An 18,088-nucleotide genomic window follows, 5' to 3' on the forward strand; every position below is an offset into this window, starting at 1 on the left:
CGTTGCGCCAGGATGATTCTGTTCTTCAGGCCCGGTCAACGCGTTTTGCCGCCTTTTACCCTTTCGCCGGGCCGGCTAACTTGAAAAGGAATGACCATGGAACAGCGCCGTTTTTCCGGCAACAGTCACTGGTATCATGAAACACAGTCCACGCTCACGTCGCAGGCTGCCCCGCTGGTTCCTGAAGCGGCCGATATCGAAGATCGATTTTTGCTAGGCCTGGCATCAGCCTGCACGGGTGAATTGCAGGAGACGCTGTTCCTGGCGCAGCCTGCTCTGCTCGCTTCCCGTGAAATGTATGATGTGCTGCTTCCCCGCCAGGTCACCACCAGCCTGACGCACACCCTGACGCTGTATGACCGGCTGAGCACCGCGCTGACCGTCGCGCAGGTTACCGGTATTCAGCGTCTGTGTAATCACTACGCTGCGCGGCTTAATCCGCTGCCTGGCCCGGACTCCTCGCGCGAAAGTAATCATCGCCTGACGCAAATAACGGAATATGCCCGCCAGCTGGCAAGCCAGCCCACGCTGATCACCCCCGCTACGCTTATGCGCCTGGATGAGGTTGGCCTGACGGCACCGGATATAATCACCTTCAGCCAGATAATCGGCTTCGTCAGCTACCAGGCTCGCGTGGTGGCCGGTATTCACGCCATGCTGGCGCTGCCAGTTTGCTGGATCCCCGGCGTTAACGTACCAGCGGATGCTGACCCCTTTTTACCCGGCGACCGCTGGCAGCCGCAGCTGCCGCCCGTCGAGCTGCGCTATGCTTCCGCGCGCCAGCTGGAAGCGCTGACCTTTTGCCAGCCACAGGCCGTGCTGAAGGAGAGCGCATGGCTTTTAGCGCATGACGCGTCGGCACTTTATGGCTGGGGCAGGTTGTTTGGCGCGCTGGAAGCGTCGCTTGAAACGCCTGAAGGCGCGCTGGGGGCGGCCGTGGCGGCGAGGATTAACGGCAGTGCGGCCTGCTTTTACCGTTATCCATCGGGCATGTTACGGGATGCCTTGCAGCAGAACATCGAACGGGCCATGGCAGTGGCTGGCGACACCGATCGGGCCATCATTCAGGCGGCTGCTCAGCTCACCCGCTCGCCCGAGCGCTTTAACGCCGCTCAGATCCAACCGCTTCAGGCGCAGGGATTCACGCTTAGCCTGATGCTGAACATTTTCATGAGCACGGCGCTGGCCAGCTGGAACAACCGCCTGATGCAGTCACTGGGCACGACCACCTGACCAGCCGCGTACCTCATCAAAAAAGTGCTGTGACAGCGGTGTCGCCCTGCCCGGCTCCGCAATCACCACTGCGGCCTGACGGGCCATCGGCTCGATAACCAGCCTGCGTCGTTGCAGCTCGGGGGTCATTTCCGCAAGCAGGTGTCCGCAGGGTGAAATCAGCGCCCCCAGGCCAACCTGGGTGGCCTGTACCAGCTGAAAAATCGAGGTGGTTTCCAGTATCACCCGCAGGCGGACGTCGGCTTCGCGAAAGTGGCTGTCCAGATAGCGCCGGAAATAGCGCGTCTGCTCGGCAAGGCACAGGGGTATCCCGGCCAGTTCGCCAGGCATCAGCGCCTCGTCGCCCACCAGCTGCGGGAAGTGTTGCGGGTGGAAGACCACTTCCACGCCTTCATCCTGTAATGAGATGGCCTGAAAATGCAGCTCACGCAGGGTCGCAGGCTCAAAAAAGCCAATGCCGACATCAACGGTGTGGCTGTTAAGCGCATCCAGCAGCTGATCGGCACTAAGCACCGCCACCCGGTAATCGAGATCGGGATAGCGGTCGCCAATGACTTTCAGCATCAGCGGCAGCGAGAGGCTGCACTGCGGTACCACGCCAATACGCAGTGTACCGTTTACCCCGTGCTTGAGGGATTCCACCTCCAGCTTAAGCCCCTGGTAAACCGACACGATCTCCCGTGCCCAGACCAGCACCCGCTCGCCTTCGGCGGTAAAGCCATCAAAGTTGTTGCTGCGGTTAATCAGCGACAGTTCCAGCTCCCGCTCAAGGTTTTTCAGGCGCATCGATAGCGTGGGCTGACTGACAAAACTGGCCTCTGCGGCGCGGCCAAAGTGCCTCTCGCGCTCAAGGTTGACCAGGTAAATAAGCTGTTTTATATCCATTATTTCTTAATATCACGTCATTAGGTACAGTCAGCGGGGTGATCATGTTGACGCTGAGCCGGATGCGGGAAGACCTATACTGACACAGCGTCCCATGTTTCAATGGTGTAAACAACCGCACTCTTTTCCTGGTTTCAGATCCATTCAGGTAACGCCGAGGGCTGTTTTGACCTCGTTGGCGATGTTCTCAACCTGCGGACCGTAAACAACCTGTACGTCATGATCGCTGACGCGCTTTACGCCGTTTGCTCCGGTCGTTAGCAGGGTTTTGTCATCCACCTCCTGCATCGCCCTGACCCTCACCCGCAGTCGGGTAAAGCAGCAATCAATATCCTCTATATTGGCCTCGCCGCCCAACCCGCTGATAATGATCCGCGTGCGCTCTCCGGCATCGGAGATAGCGGATTGTTTATCCTCCTCTTCCGACTCTCTGCCGGGGGTTTCGACCCGCATGCGCAGAATAATAAAGCGGAAACCGTAGTAATATACTGGTATATAGAGTGCGCCCAGCACCAGCGTCCACCACCACTGCGTTTTGCTGCCGCCCAGCACCCCAAAGACCATCAGATCGATGGCGCCGCCCTGCACATTGCCAATCATCAGGTGCAGCACTGACATCAGCATAAAAGAGAGGCCGCTGAGCAGCGCGTGTAGCAGGTACAGCACCGGGGAGACGAAGATAAAACAGAACTCCAGCGGTTCGGTAATGCCGGTGGTAAACGAGGTCAGTGCGCCCGCCAGCATCAGGGCTTTTACCCGCTGTTTGTGTTCAGGGCGGGCGCAGTGATACATCGCCAGCGCGGCCGCAGGCAGTCCGAACATCATGACCGGAATTTTGCCCTGCGCCAGAAAGCGGGTGGCGCTGCGTACCGCGTCATCGCTGAGGCTTTGCGGATGCGTAAGGGAGTAATTAAAGATATTCAAAGCCCCTACCAGCGTCTGATTATCCACCTGAGCGATGCCGCCTATAGGCGTGAAACGCACGGTTTCATTGAGAATGTGGTGAAGCCCGGTGGGGATCAGCAGCCGCTCGCTGCTGCCATACAGAAATGCGCCGTACTGACCGCTTCGGCCAATCAGTGCGCCAATCCAGGCTATCCCGGAACCTATTGTCGGCCAGATCCCCGCCAGCAGCACCCCTGCCAGTGGCAGAACCAGCACGGTCACGATGGGCACCAGCCGCCTGCCGCCAAAGAAACCGATGGCCATTGGAAGCTGCGTGGTATAGAAGCGGTTATGGAGCGCCGCCGTCAGCAAACCGGCGATCACCCCGCCGAGCACGCTCATATTAAAGGTAAAGATGCCCAGCGTTTCGGTGTACTCCGCCGAGGTCATCAGCGCTGCGGTTTGCGTCATCCCCTTTGCCTGAAGGGCTGCGGCCGTGGTGGTCGCGGCGGTCAGCCCCTGCGCCGCCAGTGTGGCACTGATGCCAACGTGCATAGCAATAAAACCGATCACCGCGGCGAACGCTGCGGTGGGCTTTTCGGCTTTCGCCAGACCAATTGCGCTGGCCACGGCAAAAAAGAGCGGCAGGTTAGCAAATAGTGCGCCCGCCACCTTACGAATAAAGCCGATCAGCAGTTGAGGGAGGGGCCAGCTGGCAAAGGTTTCGCCGGTTACGGCCGGATTTTGCAGGGCAGCCGCCAGGCCGAGGAAAATACCGGCGGCCGCAATCACGGAGATGGGCATCATCAGCGCCTTCCCGAAGGCGTGGATTTTACTGGCAAATTCTTTCATAGGTCCCTCAACGCGTCGGTGAGAAAGCCTAATTATTAGCCAATTCGCCGCGGGGGAACGGTTTGCTCATAGTTTTGTGGCGCAATGTTTGAGTCCCATCACGCTTTCGCGATAAACATTAGCTATCGCACCATTAAACCAATCAATTAGACAATTTTTTTACCTGAATGCAGACTTATCCCATAAAAGAAGCAATAGTTTATTAACATCCCAAAAACATAAATTAAACCTGCGAAGCCATATGAAATTTAAAACTGCAATCAAGCCCTATGAGGCAGCTGCCGGCGGTTGGGGATCTCTTGAAGCCACTACCCGTTTCGTCTTCGACAGCAAACAAGTTCTGAAAAACATGCGTAACCTGATGCGCATGAACAAAGCGAAAGGCTTTGACTGCCCGGGCTGTGCCTGGGGCGACGATAACAAAAGTACCTTCAGCTTCTGTGAAAACGGTGCCAAAGCGGTAACCTGGGAAGCCACCCGTCGCTTCATCGATGCCCGTTTCTTCGCCCAGTACAGCGTTTCCGCCCTCTATCAGCAGAGCGACTACTTCCTGGAGTACCAGGGTCGCCTGACCGAACCGCTGCGCTATAATCGCGAAACCGACCATTACGAACCCATCAGCTGGGATGATGCCTTTGCGCTGATTGCCAAACATATCCATGCGATGGATAACCCCGATCAGATGGAGCTTTACACCTCTGGTCGCGCCAGCAATGAAGCCTCATGGCTGTATCAGCTCTTTGGGCGCCTGCACGGCAGCAACAACTTCCCTGACTGCTCCAATATGTGCCATGAGGCCAGCGGTACGGGCCTGAAGCGCAGCATTGGCGTGGGCAAAGGCACCATCCGGCTTGATGATTTTGACCATGCCGACGCTATTTTCGTCTTTGGTCAGAACCCCGGCACCAACCATCCGCGTATGCTGCACAGCCTGCGTCACGCGGCCGATCACGGGGCAAAAATCGTCACCTTCAATACCCTGCGCGAGCGCGGCCTTGAGCGTTTTGCCGACCCGCAGAAACCGCTGGAAGTGGTGACCAGCAAAGCCGGATCCATTAGCTCCACCTATTACCAGCCGAATCTCGGCGGCGATATGGCGGCCATTCGCGGCATGGTTAAAGCGCTGAACGAAACCCATAAGGCACTGATTGCCACTGGCGCAAAAGGGCTGTTTGACGATGTGTTTATCAACGCCAAAACCGAAGGTATGGAAGAGTATCTGGCGGTGGTTGAGTCGACCGAATGGACACAGATAGAGAAGCAGTCCGGGCTGACTGAGCAGCAGCTGCGCGAAGCGGCAGCCATTTATCAGAGTGCCGATCGGGTTATTTGTACCTGGGCGATGGGGATCACCCAGCATAAACACTCGGTTGATACCGTTCGCGAAATCGTTAACCTGCAGTTGTTGTTTGGTCAGCTGGGTAAAAAAGGCGCAGGCCTCTGCCCGGTTCGCGGACACAGTAACGTGCAGGGCAACCGCACGATGGGGATCGATGAGAAACCTTCTCAGGCTTTCCTGGACAGTATGGCGAAACACTTTGATTTCGAGCCCCCTCGCGACGCCGGCCACAATACGGTTGAAGCGCTGGAAGCCATGCTGCGCGGTGAAGTGAAAGTGCTTATCGCCCTCGGCGGAAACCTTGCGGCCGCCGCGCCGGACAGCCCACGTACCCAGGAGGCGATTCGCCGCTGCGGCCTGACCGTACAGATTAGCACCAAGCTCAATCGCAGCCACCTCTGCCCCGGCGCCGAAGACGCGCTGATCCTGCCAACGCTGGGTCGTACCGAACAGGATATTCAGGCCACCGGTCCTCAGTTTATTACCGTGGAAGATTCATTCAGCATGGTTCACGCTTCCGAAGGCGTGGGTAAACCCCTTGCCGACACCCAGCGTTCTGAAACTTGGATTGTCGCCAGTATTGCGCAGGCGGTACTGGGCAGTGAGAAAGTTGACTGGCAGGCGCTGGCGGGCGATTACAATCTGATCCGCGACCATATCGCCGCCACCATTCCGGGTTTCGATGATTTTAATGCGAAGTGCGACATCAAAGGCGGATTCTATCTGGGCAATGCCGCTGCTGAGTTCCGCTTTAATACGCTGCACAACAAAGCGCAGTTCAGCCCCGCCAGGCTGCCGGACTCACTGTTCCCCCAGCTGGACGGCGTTGAGGTGCCTTTTACCCTGCAAACGCTGCGGTCGCACGATCAGTACAACACCACTATCTACGGGCTGGATGACCGCTATCGCGGCGTTTACGGTCAGCGTGAGGTGCTGTTTATCCATCCGGATGATTTGGCGGCGCAGGGACTGTCGGCCGGCGACAACGTCGATATCGAAACGCTGTGGAATGACGGCATTACCCGTCGCGTCAGCGGCTTTAAGCTGGTGCCTTACAACATTCCGCGCGGCAATCTGGCGGCCTACTATCCGGAAACCAATCCGCTGGTCCCTCTCTCCAGCTTTGGTGACGACAGCGGCACGCCGACCTCGAAATCAGTGCCGGTGAAAATCAGCCTTTCCGTGGTGAAAGACGCGCTGCGTATCGCCTGATCCCTGCCCCCTCCCTCATCAATCTAAGCCGGGTCTCCCGGCTTTTTACTTGCCGCGAGCCGGTTAATCGCGTAAAACTGTCTGCCGCTCTTAGGCCACGAAAACTGTTGAGATTATGTTCCAGGATAACCCGCTGCTCGCGCAGCTCAAAGAGAAACTCCACTCCCAGACGCCGCGTGTTGAAGGGGTGGTAAAAGGCACGGAAAAAGGCTTCGGCTTTCTCGAAGTAGACGCTCAGAAGAGTTACTTTATTCCGCCCCCTTTTATGAAAAAGGTGATGCATGGCGACCGCATCAGCGCGGTGATCCAGACCGATAAGGATCGTGAAGTTGCCGATCCCGAAACGCTGATAGAGCCCTTCCTGACCCGTTTTGTTGGCCGCGTACAAAAGAAAGACGATCGTCTTTCCATCATACCCGACCATCCACTGTTAAAAGACGCCATTCAGTGCCGCGCGGATCGCAGCGTCCAGCATGATTTTCAGCAGGGCGACTGGGCCGTGGCCGAAATGCGCCGCCACCCGCTGAAGGGCGACCGTACCTTTTACGCCGAGCTGACGGGCTTTATCACCACCGCCGACGATCATCTCGCCCCCTGGTGGGTTACCCTCTCACGCCACAATCTGGAACGTGAAGCGCCCGAGGCGACCGCTGGCGAAATGCTGGATGAGCAGCCTGAGCGCGAAGATCTGACCGCGCTGGAGTTTGTCACCATCGACAGCGCCAGCACCCAGGACATGGATGATGCGCTCTACGTGCAGGAAACGCCGGAAGGTGAGCTGCTGCTGACCATCGCTATTGCCGATCCGACCGCTTATGTGGCTGCCGACAGTGAGCTGGATACTATTGCCGCACAGCGCGCATTCACCAACTACCTGCCGGGCTTTAATATTCCGATGCTGCCGCGTCAGCTCTCTGACGATATCTGCTCGCTGCGCCCGCATGAACGTCGTCCGGTACTGGCCTGCCGCGTTCGCGTTGCCGCAGATGGCTCGCTGGGCGCGGATATTCACTTCTTCGCCGCCTGGATTGAGTCCAAAGCCAAACTGGCCTATGACAATGTCTCTGACTGGCTGGAGAATATCGGTGACTGGCAGCCAGAAGCGGATGCGATCGCGAACCAAATTCGTCTGCTGCACCGCCTCTGCCTGGCACGCGCCGAATGGCGCCAGACCCATGCGCTGGTGTTTAAAGATCGCCCTGATTTCCGCTTCCTGCTGGGTGAGAAAGGCGAAGTGCTGGATATCATCGCTGAACACCGCCGTATTGCTAACCGTATTGTCGAAGAAGCGATGATCACCGCCAATATCTGCGCGGCGACCGTACTGCGCGATAAGCTGGGCTTCGGCGTTTATAACGTCCACCAGGGCTTTGATGCAGCCGGTGCTGAGCTGGCGGCCAACGTGCTCGATAACCACGGCGTGAAGGTTGACCCACTGGCCATCGCTACGCTGGAAGGTTTCCGCGCCCTGCGCCGCGATCTGGATGCGCAGCCGACGCAGTTCCTCGACAGCCGTATCCGCCGTTTTCAGTCCTTTGCTGAGGTCAGTATCGAACCCGGTCCCCATTTCGGTCTGGGCCTTGAGGCCTATGCCACCTGGACCTCACCTATCCGTAAATATGGCGATATGATCAACCATCGCCTGCTGAAGGCGATTATCAAAGGCGAAAGCGCCCCACGCCCTCAGGATGCGATTACGGTGAGAATGGCCGAGCGTCGGCGTCAGAACCGCATGGCTGAGCGCGATGTCGGAGACTGGTTATACTCGCGCTTCCTGCAAAGCGCTGCCGGAACCGATCAACGCTTCAGTGCGGAGATTATTGATGTGTCACGCGGCGGAATGCGCGTGCGGCTGACCGATAACGGCGCGGTCGCCTTTATCCCTGCCCCCTTTATTCACGCGGTGCGTGATGAGATGGTATGCAGCCAGGAGAACGGCACCGTTCAGATCAAAGGTGAAGTTGCTTACCGCGTCACGGACGTGATTGAAGTGACGATCGCTGAAGTGCGTATGGAAACGCGCAGCGTCGTGGCCCGCCCCGTCGCATAACCTCCTTCAGGTGGGATAGCCCCTTATCCCACCTGCCTCATCCGATAACGAAAAAAACCTCCCCTCCTCACACTTCTCCGCTGATTCACTTTCATTAACAAACGATTACATTACCTTAAGCTTCTGTGCCCCTTCTTATGGTTGCTGCAAGGAGTTATGTAATGAGAAACGTCAAAACCGGCGTGATATGGAGTACGGTGGCGGTGATCGGCGCTGGCGCGTTTGCCATGCTGGCATTAAGCCGTGGTGAACATGTGAACGCACTGTGGCTGGTTGTGGCCTCGGTAGCCTGCTATAGCATTGCCTGGCGATTTTACAGCCTGTTTATCGCCAGGGATATTTTTGAACTGGATGACCGCAGACGGACGCCTGCCGAGCGCCATAACGACGGTCTGGACTATGTGCCCACCAATAAATGGGTACTGTTCGGTCATCACTTCGCCGCGATTGCCGGGGCCGGGCCGCTGGTTGGCCCGATTCTGGCAGCACAAATGGGCTTTCTCCCCGGGACCATTTGGATCCTGGTCGGCGTGATGCTGGCTGGTGCGGTGCAGGACTTTCTGATCCTGTTTATCTCAACCCGGCGCGATGGCCGCTCGCTGGGTGAAATGGCTAAGCAGGAGCTGGGGGCCTTTGCGGGCGTGGTGACCATGCTGGGCGCGCTGGGCGTGATGATTATTATTCTTTCCGCGCTGGCGCTGGTAGTGGTGAAGGCGCTGGCGAACAGTCCCTGGGGGCTGTTTACCATTGCCGCCACGCTGCCGATCGCCCTGCTGATGGGCATCTATATGCGCTATATCCGCCCGGGTAAAATCGCAGAGGTGTCGCTGATTGGCTTTGTGCTGATGATGGCCGCGATTATTTATGGCGGCGATGTCGCGCGGCACCCTACCCTTGGCCCCTTCTTTACCCTCGAAGGGACCACCCTGACCTGGGTGCTGGTAATCTATGGCTTTATCGCGTCCGTTCTCCCCGTCTGGCTGCTGCTGGCGCCGCGTGACTATCTGTCAACCTTCCTCAAAATTGGGGTGATTGTCGGGCTGGCGGTGGGGATTGTTTTCGCCATGCCCGAAATGAAAATGCCCGCCCTGACGCAGTTTACCGACGGCAGCGGCCCGGTATTTTCAGGCAGCCTGTTTCCCTTCCTGTTTATTACCATCGCCTGTGGTGCCATTTCTGGGTTCCACGCGCTGGTTTCCAGCGGCACCACACCGAAACTGATCGAGCGTGAAAGTCATATCCGCTTCATTGGCTATGGTGCAATGTTGATGGAGTCATTTGTGGCGATTATGGCGCTGATTTGTGCCTCCGTGATCGAACCCGGCGTCTATTTCGCCATGAACTCGCCGGCAGCGCTGATTGGCACTACGGTGGAAACGGCCTCGCAGGCGATCAACGGCTGGGGCTTTGTGGTCACGCCAGAAGTGCTGAATGGCATCGCCCGCGATGTGGGTGAAGGCTCAATACTTTCACGGGCAGGTGGCGCACCGACCTTTGCCGTCGGCATGGCGCATATTATCACCGAAGTATTTAACAGCCGGGCAATGATGGCGTTCTGGTATCACTTCGCTATTCTCTTTGAAGCACTGTTTATTCTCACCGCCGTCGATGCCGGTACACGGGCCTGTCGTTTTATGGTGCAGGACCTGATTGGTACGGTAGTCCCCGCCCTCGGTAATAATCGCTCATGGCTCGGTAACATTGCGGGCACCAGCGTTGCCGTCGCCGGATGGGGCTTCTTTGTTTATCAGGGCGTCAAGGACCCCCTGGGCGGGATCAACACGCTCTGGCCGCTGTTTGGCATTGGTAATCAGATGCTGGCCTCCATGGCGCTGATCCTCGGCACCGTGGTGCTGTTTAAAATGAAGAAACAGCGCTATGCGTGGGTAACCCTTCTGCCAACGGCCTGGCTGCTGATCACCTCAATGACCGCGGGCTGGCAGAAAATTTTCCATCCCCTGCCGAATATTGGTTTTCTGGCGCAGGCGCGTAAATTCTCAGCTGGCATTGAGAATGGCACGGTTATCGCTCCGGCGAAGACGTTAGCGGATATGCAGACGATTGTATTAAGTAACCAGATTAACGCGGCGCTTTGCGCCTTCTTTATGCTGGTCGCGGTGACGATGCTGATTGCCGCCTTTTTTGTGATCCGCCGTGCACTCAACAGTGCCCACCCGACCGTTCACGAGAGCGATACAACACGACGAAATGAGGCCAGCCATGTCTGACAATACTACGCGTCTTACTGCCGGGCTGTTTATATCCCGGCTGACACAGAGCTTCAGATTGATGGTCGGGGTACGGGACTATGCGGGCTATCTGCGTCATATGCAGCAGCAGCACCCTGAATTAACGCCCATGACCGAGAAAGCGTTTCACCGCTACTGCATTGATGCTCGCTATCCGGGTAAAGGCGGCGGTTCCGGCAGGTGTCCCTGCTAACGTTGCCCCGGCAGTTCACCCGGTGCATACAGGTGCGTCCCCCCGAGCGTCGGCTCGGGGGTTAACCTTATGATTTCCCTATCCGGCAGTACCATCGTGACCTCGAATTTTTTAGATGTCCTTGTGCGCAATCCAGCGGGGCATATTAGTTTCGCCGTTCATCTTCACTTAAGAAATATATTCATTATTCAGCTTGTGATTGTGCAGGTTGACGAATACTGTTGCTAAAATAATAAGATACAGCTGCATCGCATGTTTTAAGGAGATGATTAAATGACCGATGATTACGGGCAGTCGTTATTCTATACCCGGTTTGGTACTACAAGCCCTCATTGGCGTTTAACTTCCGACAGCGATGCGCTCAATTTCGCCGAAGACGAAACCTCTTCCACTCACATCGCTGTGGCGCTCACCCCGGTTCAGGCCAGGCTGCTGCGAGGTATGACCGTGATCACCTCCAGCGTGAATCTGACTCTTTCTCTCTATGGTGAAGAGATCCCCATGCATCTGGTTGGCCGCAAGGTTAACCGCTCGGAATGGGCGGGGAGCGCATCGGCATGGGGTGATACCTCTGCCGTGGCGCGCGACCTGTCGTTAGGGTTGTCCTTCGCCGAGCAGGTCGTCTCCGAAGCAAATTCGGTGATTGTTATCCTCGATCAGCGTGGCAATATTCAGCGCTTTAACCGCATGAGTGAGGAGTATACCGGCCTGAAAGAGCAGGAAGTGATTGGCTGCAATGTCTTCCAGCTGTTTATGACCCGCCAGGAAGCCGCGGCTTCAAGACGTAACATCAGCGGATTTTTCCGGGATGGCAGCTCCTATGAGGTAGAGCGCTGGGTTAAGACCAAAAAGGGCCAGCGACTGTTTCTGTTCCGCAATAAGTTTGTCCATAGCGGCAGCGGTAAGAACGAAATCTATCTTATCTGTTCCGGTACGGATATTACCGAAGAGCGCCGTGCACAGGAGCGTCTGCAGGTGCTGGCCAATACGGATACCATTACCGGCCTGCCCAATCGCAATGCGATCCATCTTGCTATCGGTGACGCGGTGGAGCAGCGTGGCGACACTCAGGTGGGCATTGTTTATCTGGACCTGGACAACTTCAAGAAGGTCAATGATGCCTACGGGCATATGTTTGGCGATCGGCTGTTACAGGCCGTCTCCCTTGCCATCCTCGGCTGTCTTGAGACCGATCAGACGCTGGCCCGTCTGGGTGGCGATGAATTTATTGTGCTGGCGCTTAACTCAAGCCAGTGCGCGCTGGAGGCGATGTCAGAGCGCATTCTTGAGCGCCTCAAGCTGCCGTTTCGTATTGGGCTGATTGAAGTCTATTCCGGCTGTTCAATCGGGGTGGCGGTCAGTCCGCAGCACGGCGACGACCGCGAGAGTCTGATACGCAATGCCGATACCGCCATGTATACCGCCAAAGAGAGCGGGCGCGGCAAGTTCTGCATCTTCTCCACGGAGATGAACCAGCGGGTGTTTGAATATCTCTGGCTGGATACCAATTTGCGAAAAGCCCTCGAGCAGGATCAGCTTATCCTTCACTATCAGCCAAAGCTCGACGCGAATGGTCAGGTCTCCAGCGTGGAGGCGCTGGTGCGCTGGCAGTCGCCAGAGCGCGGCCTGGTGCCGCCCGGCAGTTTCATCTCCTATGCCGAGGAGTCAGGGCTGATTGTCCCCTTAGGCCGCTGGGTGATGCTGAGTGCGCTGGCACAGACGCTCCGCTGGCGGGAACAGGGCATTCATCTGCGTGTTGCGGTGAACGTTTCGCCTCGTCAGCTGGCCGATCAAAGCATCCTGGTCGATTTCAAACAGGCGCTGGAACAGGCGGGGTTGAGTCAAAGCCCAATCGATATTGAACTGACCGAAAGCTGCCTGATTGAAAATGAAGAGAAAGCGCTGTCGCTGATGGCACAGTTTAAAGCGCTGGGCGCAGAGGTACATCTTGATGATTTTGGCACCGGCTATTCGTCGCTTTCACAGCTGGCGCGCGTGCCGATTAACGCCATTAAACTCGATCAGAGCTTTATTCGCGATGTGAACCACCAGCCGGTGTCGCAGTCGCTGGTTAAAGCCATCGTCGCCGTTGCCAGGGCGCTGGATCTCAGCGTGATTGCCGAGGGGATCGAAACTAAAGAGGAAGAGGAGTTTGTCATTGCCAGTGGAGTGGATGGGCGTCAGGGCTTTCTTTACGCTAAGCCAATGCCCGCTAACGAGCTCGAGCACTGGCTTAAAGCGCATCTAAATAATTAGCTTACCTTTCTCAATGCCTGGGCGCTGTGGCGATTTTGTATCAGGACCAGACGCTCCATATAGGCAAGGTCTTTGGGCTCCATGGTGAAGGCAAAATCGACCCAGTCTTCGGTGATGTCCATCAGCTCAGCACGCGATAATTGCAGTACGCGCTGGCGGGCTTTCAGCATCGCCCTCACCCCGTTAAGTTTTGGCCGCAGGACGTCAATAAAGGTGCGGGTAGCCTGGTAGCCTTCCCCGGGTTGAAAAACCTTATCGACCAGCCCGCGCTCTGCAAACCACTCGGCGCTGTGAGACTCCCCCTCGCAGATTAACTCCTCCGCCAGCTTCATGCCGGAGCGGCGCGCCACCAGTGAGTATCCCCCCATCCCCGGGAAGAGGTTGAAGGCGATTTCAGGAAAGCCCATCCGGGCGGTGTCCTGTGCGAGGATGAAGTGGTGCGCCAGCGCGGCTTCAAAACCGCCGCCCAGCGCGCTACCCTCAATCATTGCGATACTGACTGCGCCGGTATCGAACCCCCTCGCGGCGGCATGGATACAGTCTACGCAGGCCCGGGCATAGGCGCGCAGGGCTTCACGGCGTCCGTTTTTAATGCACTGGGCGAAGAAGTTGAGATCGCCGCCTGCATTGAACATGGTCGGCACCAGCGAGCCGGTAACCCAAAAATCGATCGGCAAACCTGAACGCTGGGCGGCATAGCTGAGATTCATTATCTCTTCAATAAGCTCATGGTTAAAACTTGGACGCGGCTGCGCCCGTAGCATCATCCACATCGTACGGCGGCCTTCTTCGTAGTACGCGGAAAGCTGGGTGGTTTGTCCAACTTCACTAAACAGCCTGCAGGTAGTTTGATTAATAACGGTCATGGTATTTCCTCTGTTTATGGGTGTGCTCAAATGCGGTTCAAGCGTAATCCAGAGGGACTGTTCTCTAAACGGGTATCTGATTTTTAAGATAAAACAGAGGGGGGCCCGACGCAGGCTGTCAGCCGCGTGCGTGACCAGCGGTGACAGCAGTTTTAGGGGTGGGAATAATGCGAAAGTAACTTAAGCATCGTTGAAAGAATTACTTTTTCTGACCATAGGTGGCATTACTGCCGTGCTTGCGAAGATAGTGGCGATCCAGAAGAGGCTGCTGCATTGCCGGGAGTTCAGGCGAAAGCTGCTGGCTGTAAATACCCATGTAAGCGACCTCTTCCAGGACCACCGCAGAGTGAACCGCCTCCTCCGCCGTTTTACCCCAACAGAACGGCCCGTGCGAGTTAATCAACACGGCAGGGATGGCCAGCGGATCGAGCTGCCTCTCCCTGAATGTTTCGACGATCACCTGCCCGGTTTCCCACTCATAGCGCCCCTGAATTTCGCTGGTGTGCATCTGCCGGGTACAGGGAACCGCCCCGTAGAAGTCGTCGGCATGCGTGGTACCCCATGCGGGAATATCCCGGCCTGACTGGGCCCAGATGGTGGCATGACGTGAATGCGTATGGACAATTCCCCCAATTTGCGGCCAGGCCTGATAGAGCGCCCGATGCGTGTCCGTATCGGAAGAGGGCCGTTTGCTCCCCTCGATAACTTCGCCCGTCAGTATGTTAACCACCACCATATCGTCCTGCGTCATTGCACCATAGCTAACGCCCGAGGGCTTAATCACCATCAGCCCGGATTCACGGTCTGCGGCGCTTACATTCCCCCAGGTGAATACCACCAGGTTATGACGCGGAAGGTCGAGATTCGCCTCCAGCACCTGCTGCTTGAGTTGTTCTAACACTTTCTGCTCCCATCGCGTTTCTTTTTATTTTCATTGTTCGCGGCGAAGACGGGTATGGAGGTAACGGCTGGATGTGCGGCAGAAACTGGCTGTCGATCTCTAATTGTGATGATTCAATTAAAAAATGTAGCGCTGAAGAGGCTGCTGCCAGAATCACGTGGCGCTAAATAAGATTTTTTACCTTTCGCCCTGCCCCCGCCGGGTTATAATTAATGTCAGCAATAGAACCAGGAGTGATAGTTAGCTATCTAACCTTTTAGACACAGGCACTGCCCCTCACGTACTGCTCGTAAGAGAGTGAGAAGTTGATTATGCGGTTTGTTTCTTTTTAGGAAGATAAATCGCTAATAATTATGCTGAGAGCGGGCCAGAAACGCAGGTTGAACGCTATACTTAAGCAGAGTTCCCTGTAGTAGCAATTTTGGAGAAGTAATTATGTCTATGACCGCAAAACGCATTTCCGCCGCCGTGCTGGCCGCCACGTTAGTCCTGTCACTGAGCGCCTGCTCACACTGGTCAAAACGCGATCGAAATACAGCACTTGGGGCGGGTGCCGGCGCAATTGGTGGTTCTGTTCTTTCCAATGGTAGCGGTTTAGGTACCCTTGGCGGGGCCGCAGTAGGTGGGGTTATCGGCCATCAGATTAGCCGTTAATTTCGATACTAATAAATAAGACTATAGCAGCACGTCCCTGCCAGGGCCGCGAACACTCGCGGCCCTGACTTTTGACATCAGCCACCCGCCAGCTTTACCTTCAGTCCCTTGGCTTCCAGCAGCGTTTTAATCAGGTCACGCTTATCGCCCTGGATTTCAATAATGCCGTCCTTAACCGCACCACCGCAGCCACATTTTTTCTTTAGCTCCGCGGCCAGCTTCTCCAAATCGCTATCCGTTAAATCCAGCCCGTTTATCAGGCAGACGCCCTTCCCCTTTCTGCCGCTGGTCTGCCGCTGAATGCGGACAATACCGTCGCCCTTAGGGCGCTGGGGAGCCGCTTTCGGCGCATCAATGCGGCCCGTGTCGGTCGAATAAACCAGCCTGTTTTCGTTATCAGCCATTATGCCTCCTGTAATGAAGCCAGAATCGCGGAGAGCGTGGCCGCCGGATCCGGGGATTGCGTGATGGGGCGGCCGATCACCATATAATCCACCCCCGCCTGCTGTGCCTGCTGGGGCGTCATAATACGGCGCTGGTCGCCCGCTGCGCTGCCCGCCGGTCTGATACCTGGCGTCACCAGCTTAAAGGCGCTTCCCAGCGCCTGCTTAAGGCTAACCGCTTCGTGCGCAGAACAGACCACGCCATCAAGACCACACTGTTGCGTCAGACGCGCCAGCCGTTCGGCGTGTTCAGCGGGTGACAGCGTGATACCCAGCTCCCTGAGATCTTCCGCGTCCATGCTGGTGAGCACGGTAACGGCAATCAGCATGGGGGCATCTTTGCCAAAAGGAACCAATGCTTCGCGGGCTGCCGTCATCATACGTGCCCCACCGCTGGCGTGTACGTTTACCATCCAAACGCCAAGCTCGGCGGCGGCGGCCACCGCGTGCGCCGTGGTGTTGGGGATATCATGAAACTTGAGATCGAGGAAGATCTCAAAGCCCCGCTGCTGAAGGTCCCGCACCAGTTGTGGGCCAAACAGGGTAAACATCTCTTTGCCTACCTTCAGGCGACAGCTTTTGGGGTCAATCTGGTCAACGAAAGCCATCGCGCTGTCAAGACACGCGTAGTCTAATGCCAGCAGAATCGGAGAACCCGCTATCTGAGGTGAATGCATGGATATACCCTTTTAAGTAAAGCACCAGCGGTGCAGGCGAGAAACGGCATGCATTCTACCTGTGGCGCCGGAAAATTCACAGTTCCCTGCTCAGTTTTCCCTTTTCTCCCCTGCCAGACTGGGCAAACGCTGGGGGTTCTGAAACCCGCTGATGGCAAATCTTAAGTATGTTGTAACTAAAGCGCGATGCGGACCCGGACCGGCAACGCGGGCTGCGTTACTGGCCGTCAAGACCGCGAATAGGCTTAACCGAAGACCAGGCACGGCAGGATGGGCAGTGCCAGTAAAGTGCATGGGCGGTAAAACCGCATTTATGACAGCGGTAGCGTGGCTTGGTGCGGATTTGCTCTCCGACCATATCGCGCAGTACCATCAGGCTCTCTTTCGCCCTGCCGTCTTCCGCTTCGTGCAGGTGATAATCCATCAGGCGGTGGAAGCCCCGCATGGTCGGATGCCGTTGTAGCTGCCGATTGATATAAAGCTGAGCGACCTCTCCCCCTTCATCTTTCTCAATAACATCGGAAAGGTAGAGTTCGGCAGCGGCCCCGGTATTCTCTTCTACGCAGCGCTTAAGGTAGTCAACCCAGTCATTCTGCTTATCGAGATGCTGGTAGCAGGTTTGCAGCATCTCCAGCGTTTCGCTGACCAGCTCTTTATCCTGCTCGATCACACGCTGCAAATGGCCTACCGCTTTCGCATATTCGCCCCTGGCCATATGAATGCGGCCCATCATTATCGACACGCGCGCGCACTCGCGATCGGCCGACTCTCCTTTACGCAACAGCGTCATCGCCCGGTCGAGATCGTCACTGCCCATTGCCTGCAGCGCAAGCTCGCAGTAAAAGTGGGCGATCTCCAGACGTTGCTTCTCTTTCCCCAGCTTAACCAGCCGCTCTGCCACTTCAATGGCTTTGCTCCAGTCGCTGGTCGCCTGGTGGATAAGCAGCAGCTGCTGCAGTGCCCCAATGCGAAAATCGGTTTCATCCACCAGATGACTGAACATCTCTTCGGCACGATCGTAGAAGCCGGCCGCCATATAATCACGTCCAAGCTGCTGGATGGCCAGCAGACGCTGGTCGTAAGTCAGGGAAGCGCTTTCCATTAGCGACTGGTGAATGCGTATGGCCTTATCCACCTCGCCGCGAGAGCGAAACAAATTGCCCAGCGTAAGGTGGGCTTCAACCGCTCCGCTGTCCTCTTTGAGCATGTCCAGAAAGAGATCGACGGCTTTATCCTGCTGATTTGATAACAGAAAGTTTACGCCCGTAACGTAATCTCGCGACAGGCGGCTGGCTTCCTGTTGTTTATCCTGCTGCGCACTCCTGCGCCCCATATACCAGCCATAAGCGGCGGCAACGGGTAATAACAGAAACAGCAGTTCCAACATAAAAAA

13 protein-coding genes and 1 pseudogene are annotated in these 18,088 nt (G+C 56.5%); 7 read left to right on the forward strand and 7 right to left on the reverse strand.

What is annotated here, in order from left to right; translation table 11 throughout:
• Nucleotides 1-96: 96 nt before the first annotated feature.
• A complete protein-coding gene (locus AAGR22_RS11680) occupies nt 97-1,233 on the forward strand; it encodes an oxidoreductase (RefSeq protein WP_345827640.1) in 1,137 nt (378 codons plus the stop codon).
• On the opposite strand, the gene AAGR22_RS11685 is transcribed toward AAGR22_RS11680, so the two are convergent.
• Together AAGR22_RS11685 and AAGR22_RS11690 are read right to left on the reverse strand one after the other, a co-directional pair.
• Nucleotides 1,213-2,118 (reverse strand): LysR family transcriptional regulator, encoded by a 906-nt coding sequence (locus AAGR22_RS11685; protein WP_345827641.1) that lies wholly within the window; start codon nt 2,116-2,118, stop codon nt 1,213-1,215. The two genes, AAGR22_RS11680 and AAGR22_RS11685, sit on opposite strands and share 21 nt — an antisense overlap.
• A gap of 144 nt (nt 2,119-2,262) precedes the next feature.
• Nucleotides 2,263-3,855 (reverse strand): PTS transporter subunit EIIC, encoded by a 1,593-nt coding sequence (locus AAGR22_RS11690; protein ID WP_345827642.1) that lies wholly within the window; start codon nt 3,853-3,855, stop codon nt 2,263-2,265.
• Nucleotides 3,856-4,096: 241 nt separating this feature from the next.
• On the opposite strand from AAGR22_RS11690, the gene AAGR22_RS11695 reads away from it, so the two are divergent.
• The 5 genes and pseudogenes from AAGR22_RS11695 to pdeR all read left to right on the forward strand — a co-directional run bounded on the left by AAGR22_RS11695 (nt 4,097) and on the right by pdeR (nt 13,154).
• Nucleotides 4,097-6,406, forward strand: a complete 2,310-nt coding sequence (locus AAGR22_RS11695; protein WP_345827644.1) for an FdhF/YdeP family oxidoreductase — start codon at nt 4,097-4,099, stop codon at nt 6,404-6,406.
• Nucleotides 6,407-6,521: 115 nt separating this feature from the next.
• Nucleotides 6,522-8,456, forward strand: coding sequence for an exoribonuclease II (locus AAGR22_RS11700; protein ID WP_345827646.1), 1,935 nt, complete (start codon nt 6,522-6,524; stop codon nt 8,454-8,456).
• A 161-nt stretch (nt 8,457-8,617) separates the two neighbouring features.
• Nucleotides 8,618-10,684 carry a carbon starvation CstA family protein gene (locus AAGR22_RS11705; protein WP_345827647.1) on the forward strand — a complete coding sequence of 689 codons (2,067 nt, stop codon included), beginning with the start codon at nt 8,618-8,620 and terminating at the stop codon, nt 10,682-10,684.
• Nucleotides 10,685-10,721: 37 nt separating this feature from the next.
• Nucleotides 10,722-10,898 (forward strand): annotated as a pseudogene (locus AAGR22_RS11710) (CstA-like transporter-associated (seleno)protein); the annotation flags it as partial.
• A gap of 273 nt (nt 10,899-11,171) precedes the next feature.
• The gene (gene pdeR / locus AAGR22_RS11715; protein ID WP_345827649.1) at nt 11,172-13,154 is read left to right on the forward strand and encodes a cyclic di-GMP phosphodiesterase; all 1,983 of its coding nucleotides are present in this window, start codon (nt 11,172-11,174) and stop codon (nt 13,152-13,154) included.
• Here the strand turns inward: pdeR and AAGR22_RS11720 are convergent.
• Both AAGR22_RS11720 and araD read right to left on the reverse strand, forming a co-directional pair.
• The gene (locus tag AAGR22_RS11720; protein ID WP_067701534.1) at nt 13,151-14,020 is read right to left on the reverse strand and encodes a crotonase/enoyl-CoA hydratase family protein; all 870 of its coding nucleotides are present in this window, start codon (nt 14,018-14,020) and stop codon (nt 13,151-13,153) included. The genes pdeR and AAGR22_RS11720 overlap by 4 nt on opposite strands.
• Before the next feature lie 199 nt (nt 14,021-14,219).
• The gene (araD, locus tag AAGR22_RS11725; protein WP_345827652.1) at nt 14,220-14,921 is read right to left on the reverse strand and encodes an L-ribulose-5-phosphate 4-epimerase; all 702 of its coding nucleotides are present in this window, start codon (nt 14,919-14,921) and stop codon (nt 14,220-14,222) included.
• A 435-nt stretch (nt 14,922-15,356) separates the two neighbouring features.
• Between araD and osmB the strand changes: the two genes are divergently transcribed.
• Complete coding sequence (gene osmB / locus AAGR22_RS11730; RefSeq protein ID WP_067701521.1) at nt 15,357-15,575, forward strand: osmotically-inducible lipoprotein OsmB; 219 nt, start codon at nt 15,357-15,359, stop codon at nt 15,573-15,575.
• Between the two features lie 77 nt (nt 15,576-15,652).
• Here the strand turns inward: osmB and yciH are convergent, their stop codons facing one another.
• The 3 genes from yciH to lapB all read right to left on the reverse strand — a co-directional run bounded on the left by yciH (nt 15,653) and on the right by lapB (nt 18,082).
• Nucleotides 15,653-15,979: a stress response translation initiation inhibitor YciH gene (gene yciH, locus AAGR22_RS11735; protein ID WP_345827653.1), complete on the reverse strand. Its 327-nt coding sequence runs from the start codon at nt 15,977-15,979 to the stop codon at nt 15,653-15,655.
• Entirely contained in the window at nt 15,979-16,695 is a 717-nt protein-coding gene (gene pyrF, locus AAGR22_RS11740; protein WP_345827655.1) for an orotidine-5'-phosphate decarboxylase, read from the reverse strand. Before pyrF ends, yciH begins: the two co-directional genes overlap by 1 nt.
• Before the next feature lie 217 nt (nt 16,696-16,912).
• Nucleotides 16,913-18,082 carry a lipopolysaccharide assembly protein LapB gene (gene lapB / locus AAGR22_RS11745; RefSeq protein ID WP_067701512.1) on the reverse strand — a complete coding sequence of 390 codons (1,170 nt, stop codon included), beginning with the start codon at nt 18,080-18,082 and terminating at the stop codon, nt 16,913-16,915.
• Nucleotides 18,083-18,088 lie beyond the last annotated feature (6 nt).

This window comes from Erwinia sp. HDF1-3R, from assembly GCF_039621855.1.
Taxonomy (GTDB): domain Bacteria; phylum Pseudomonadota; class Gammaproteobacteria; order Enterobacterales; family Enterobacteriaceae; genus Erwinia.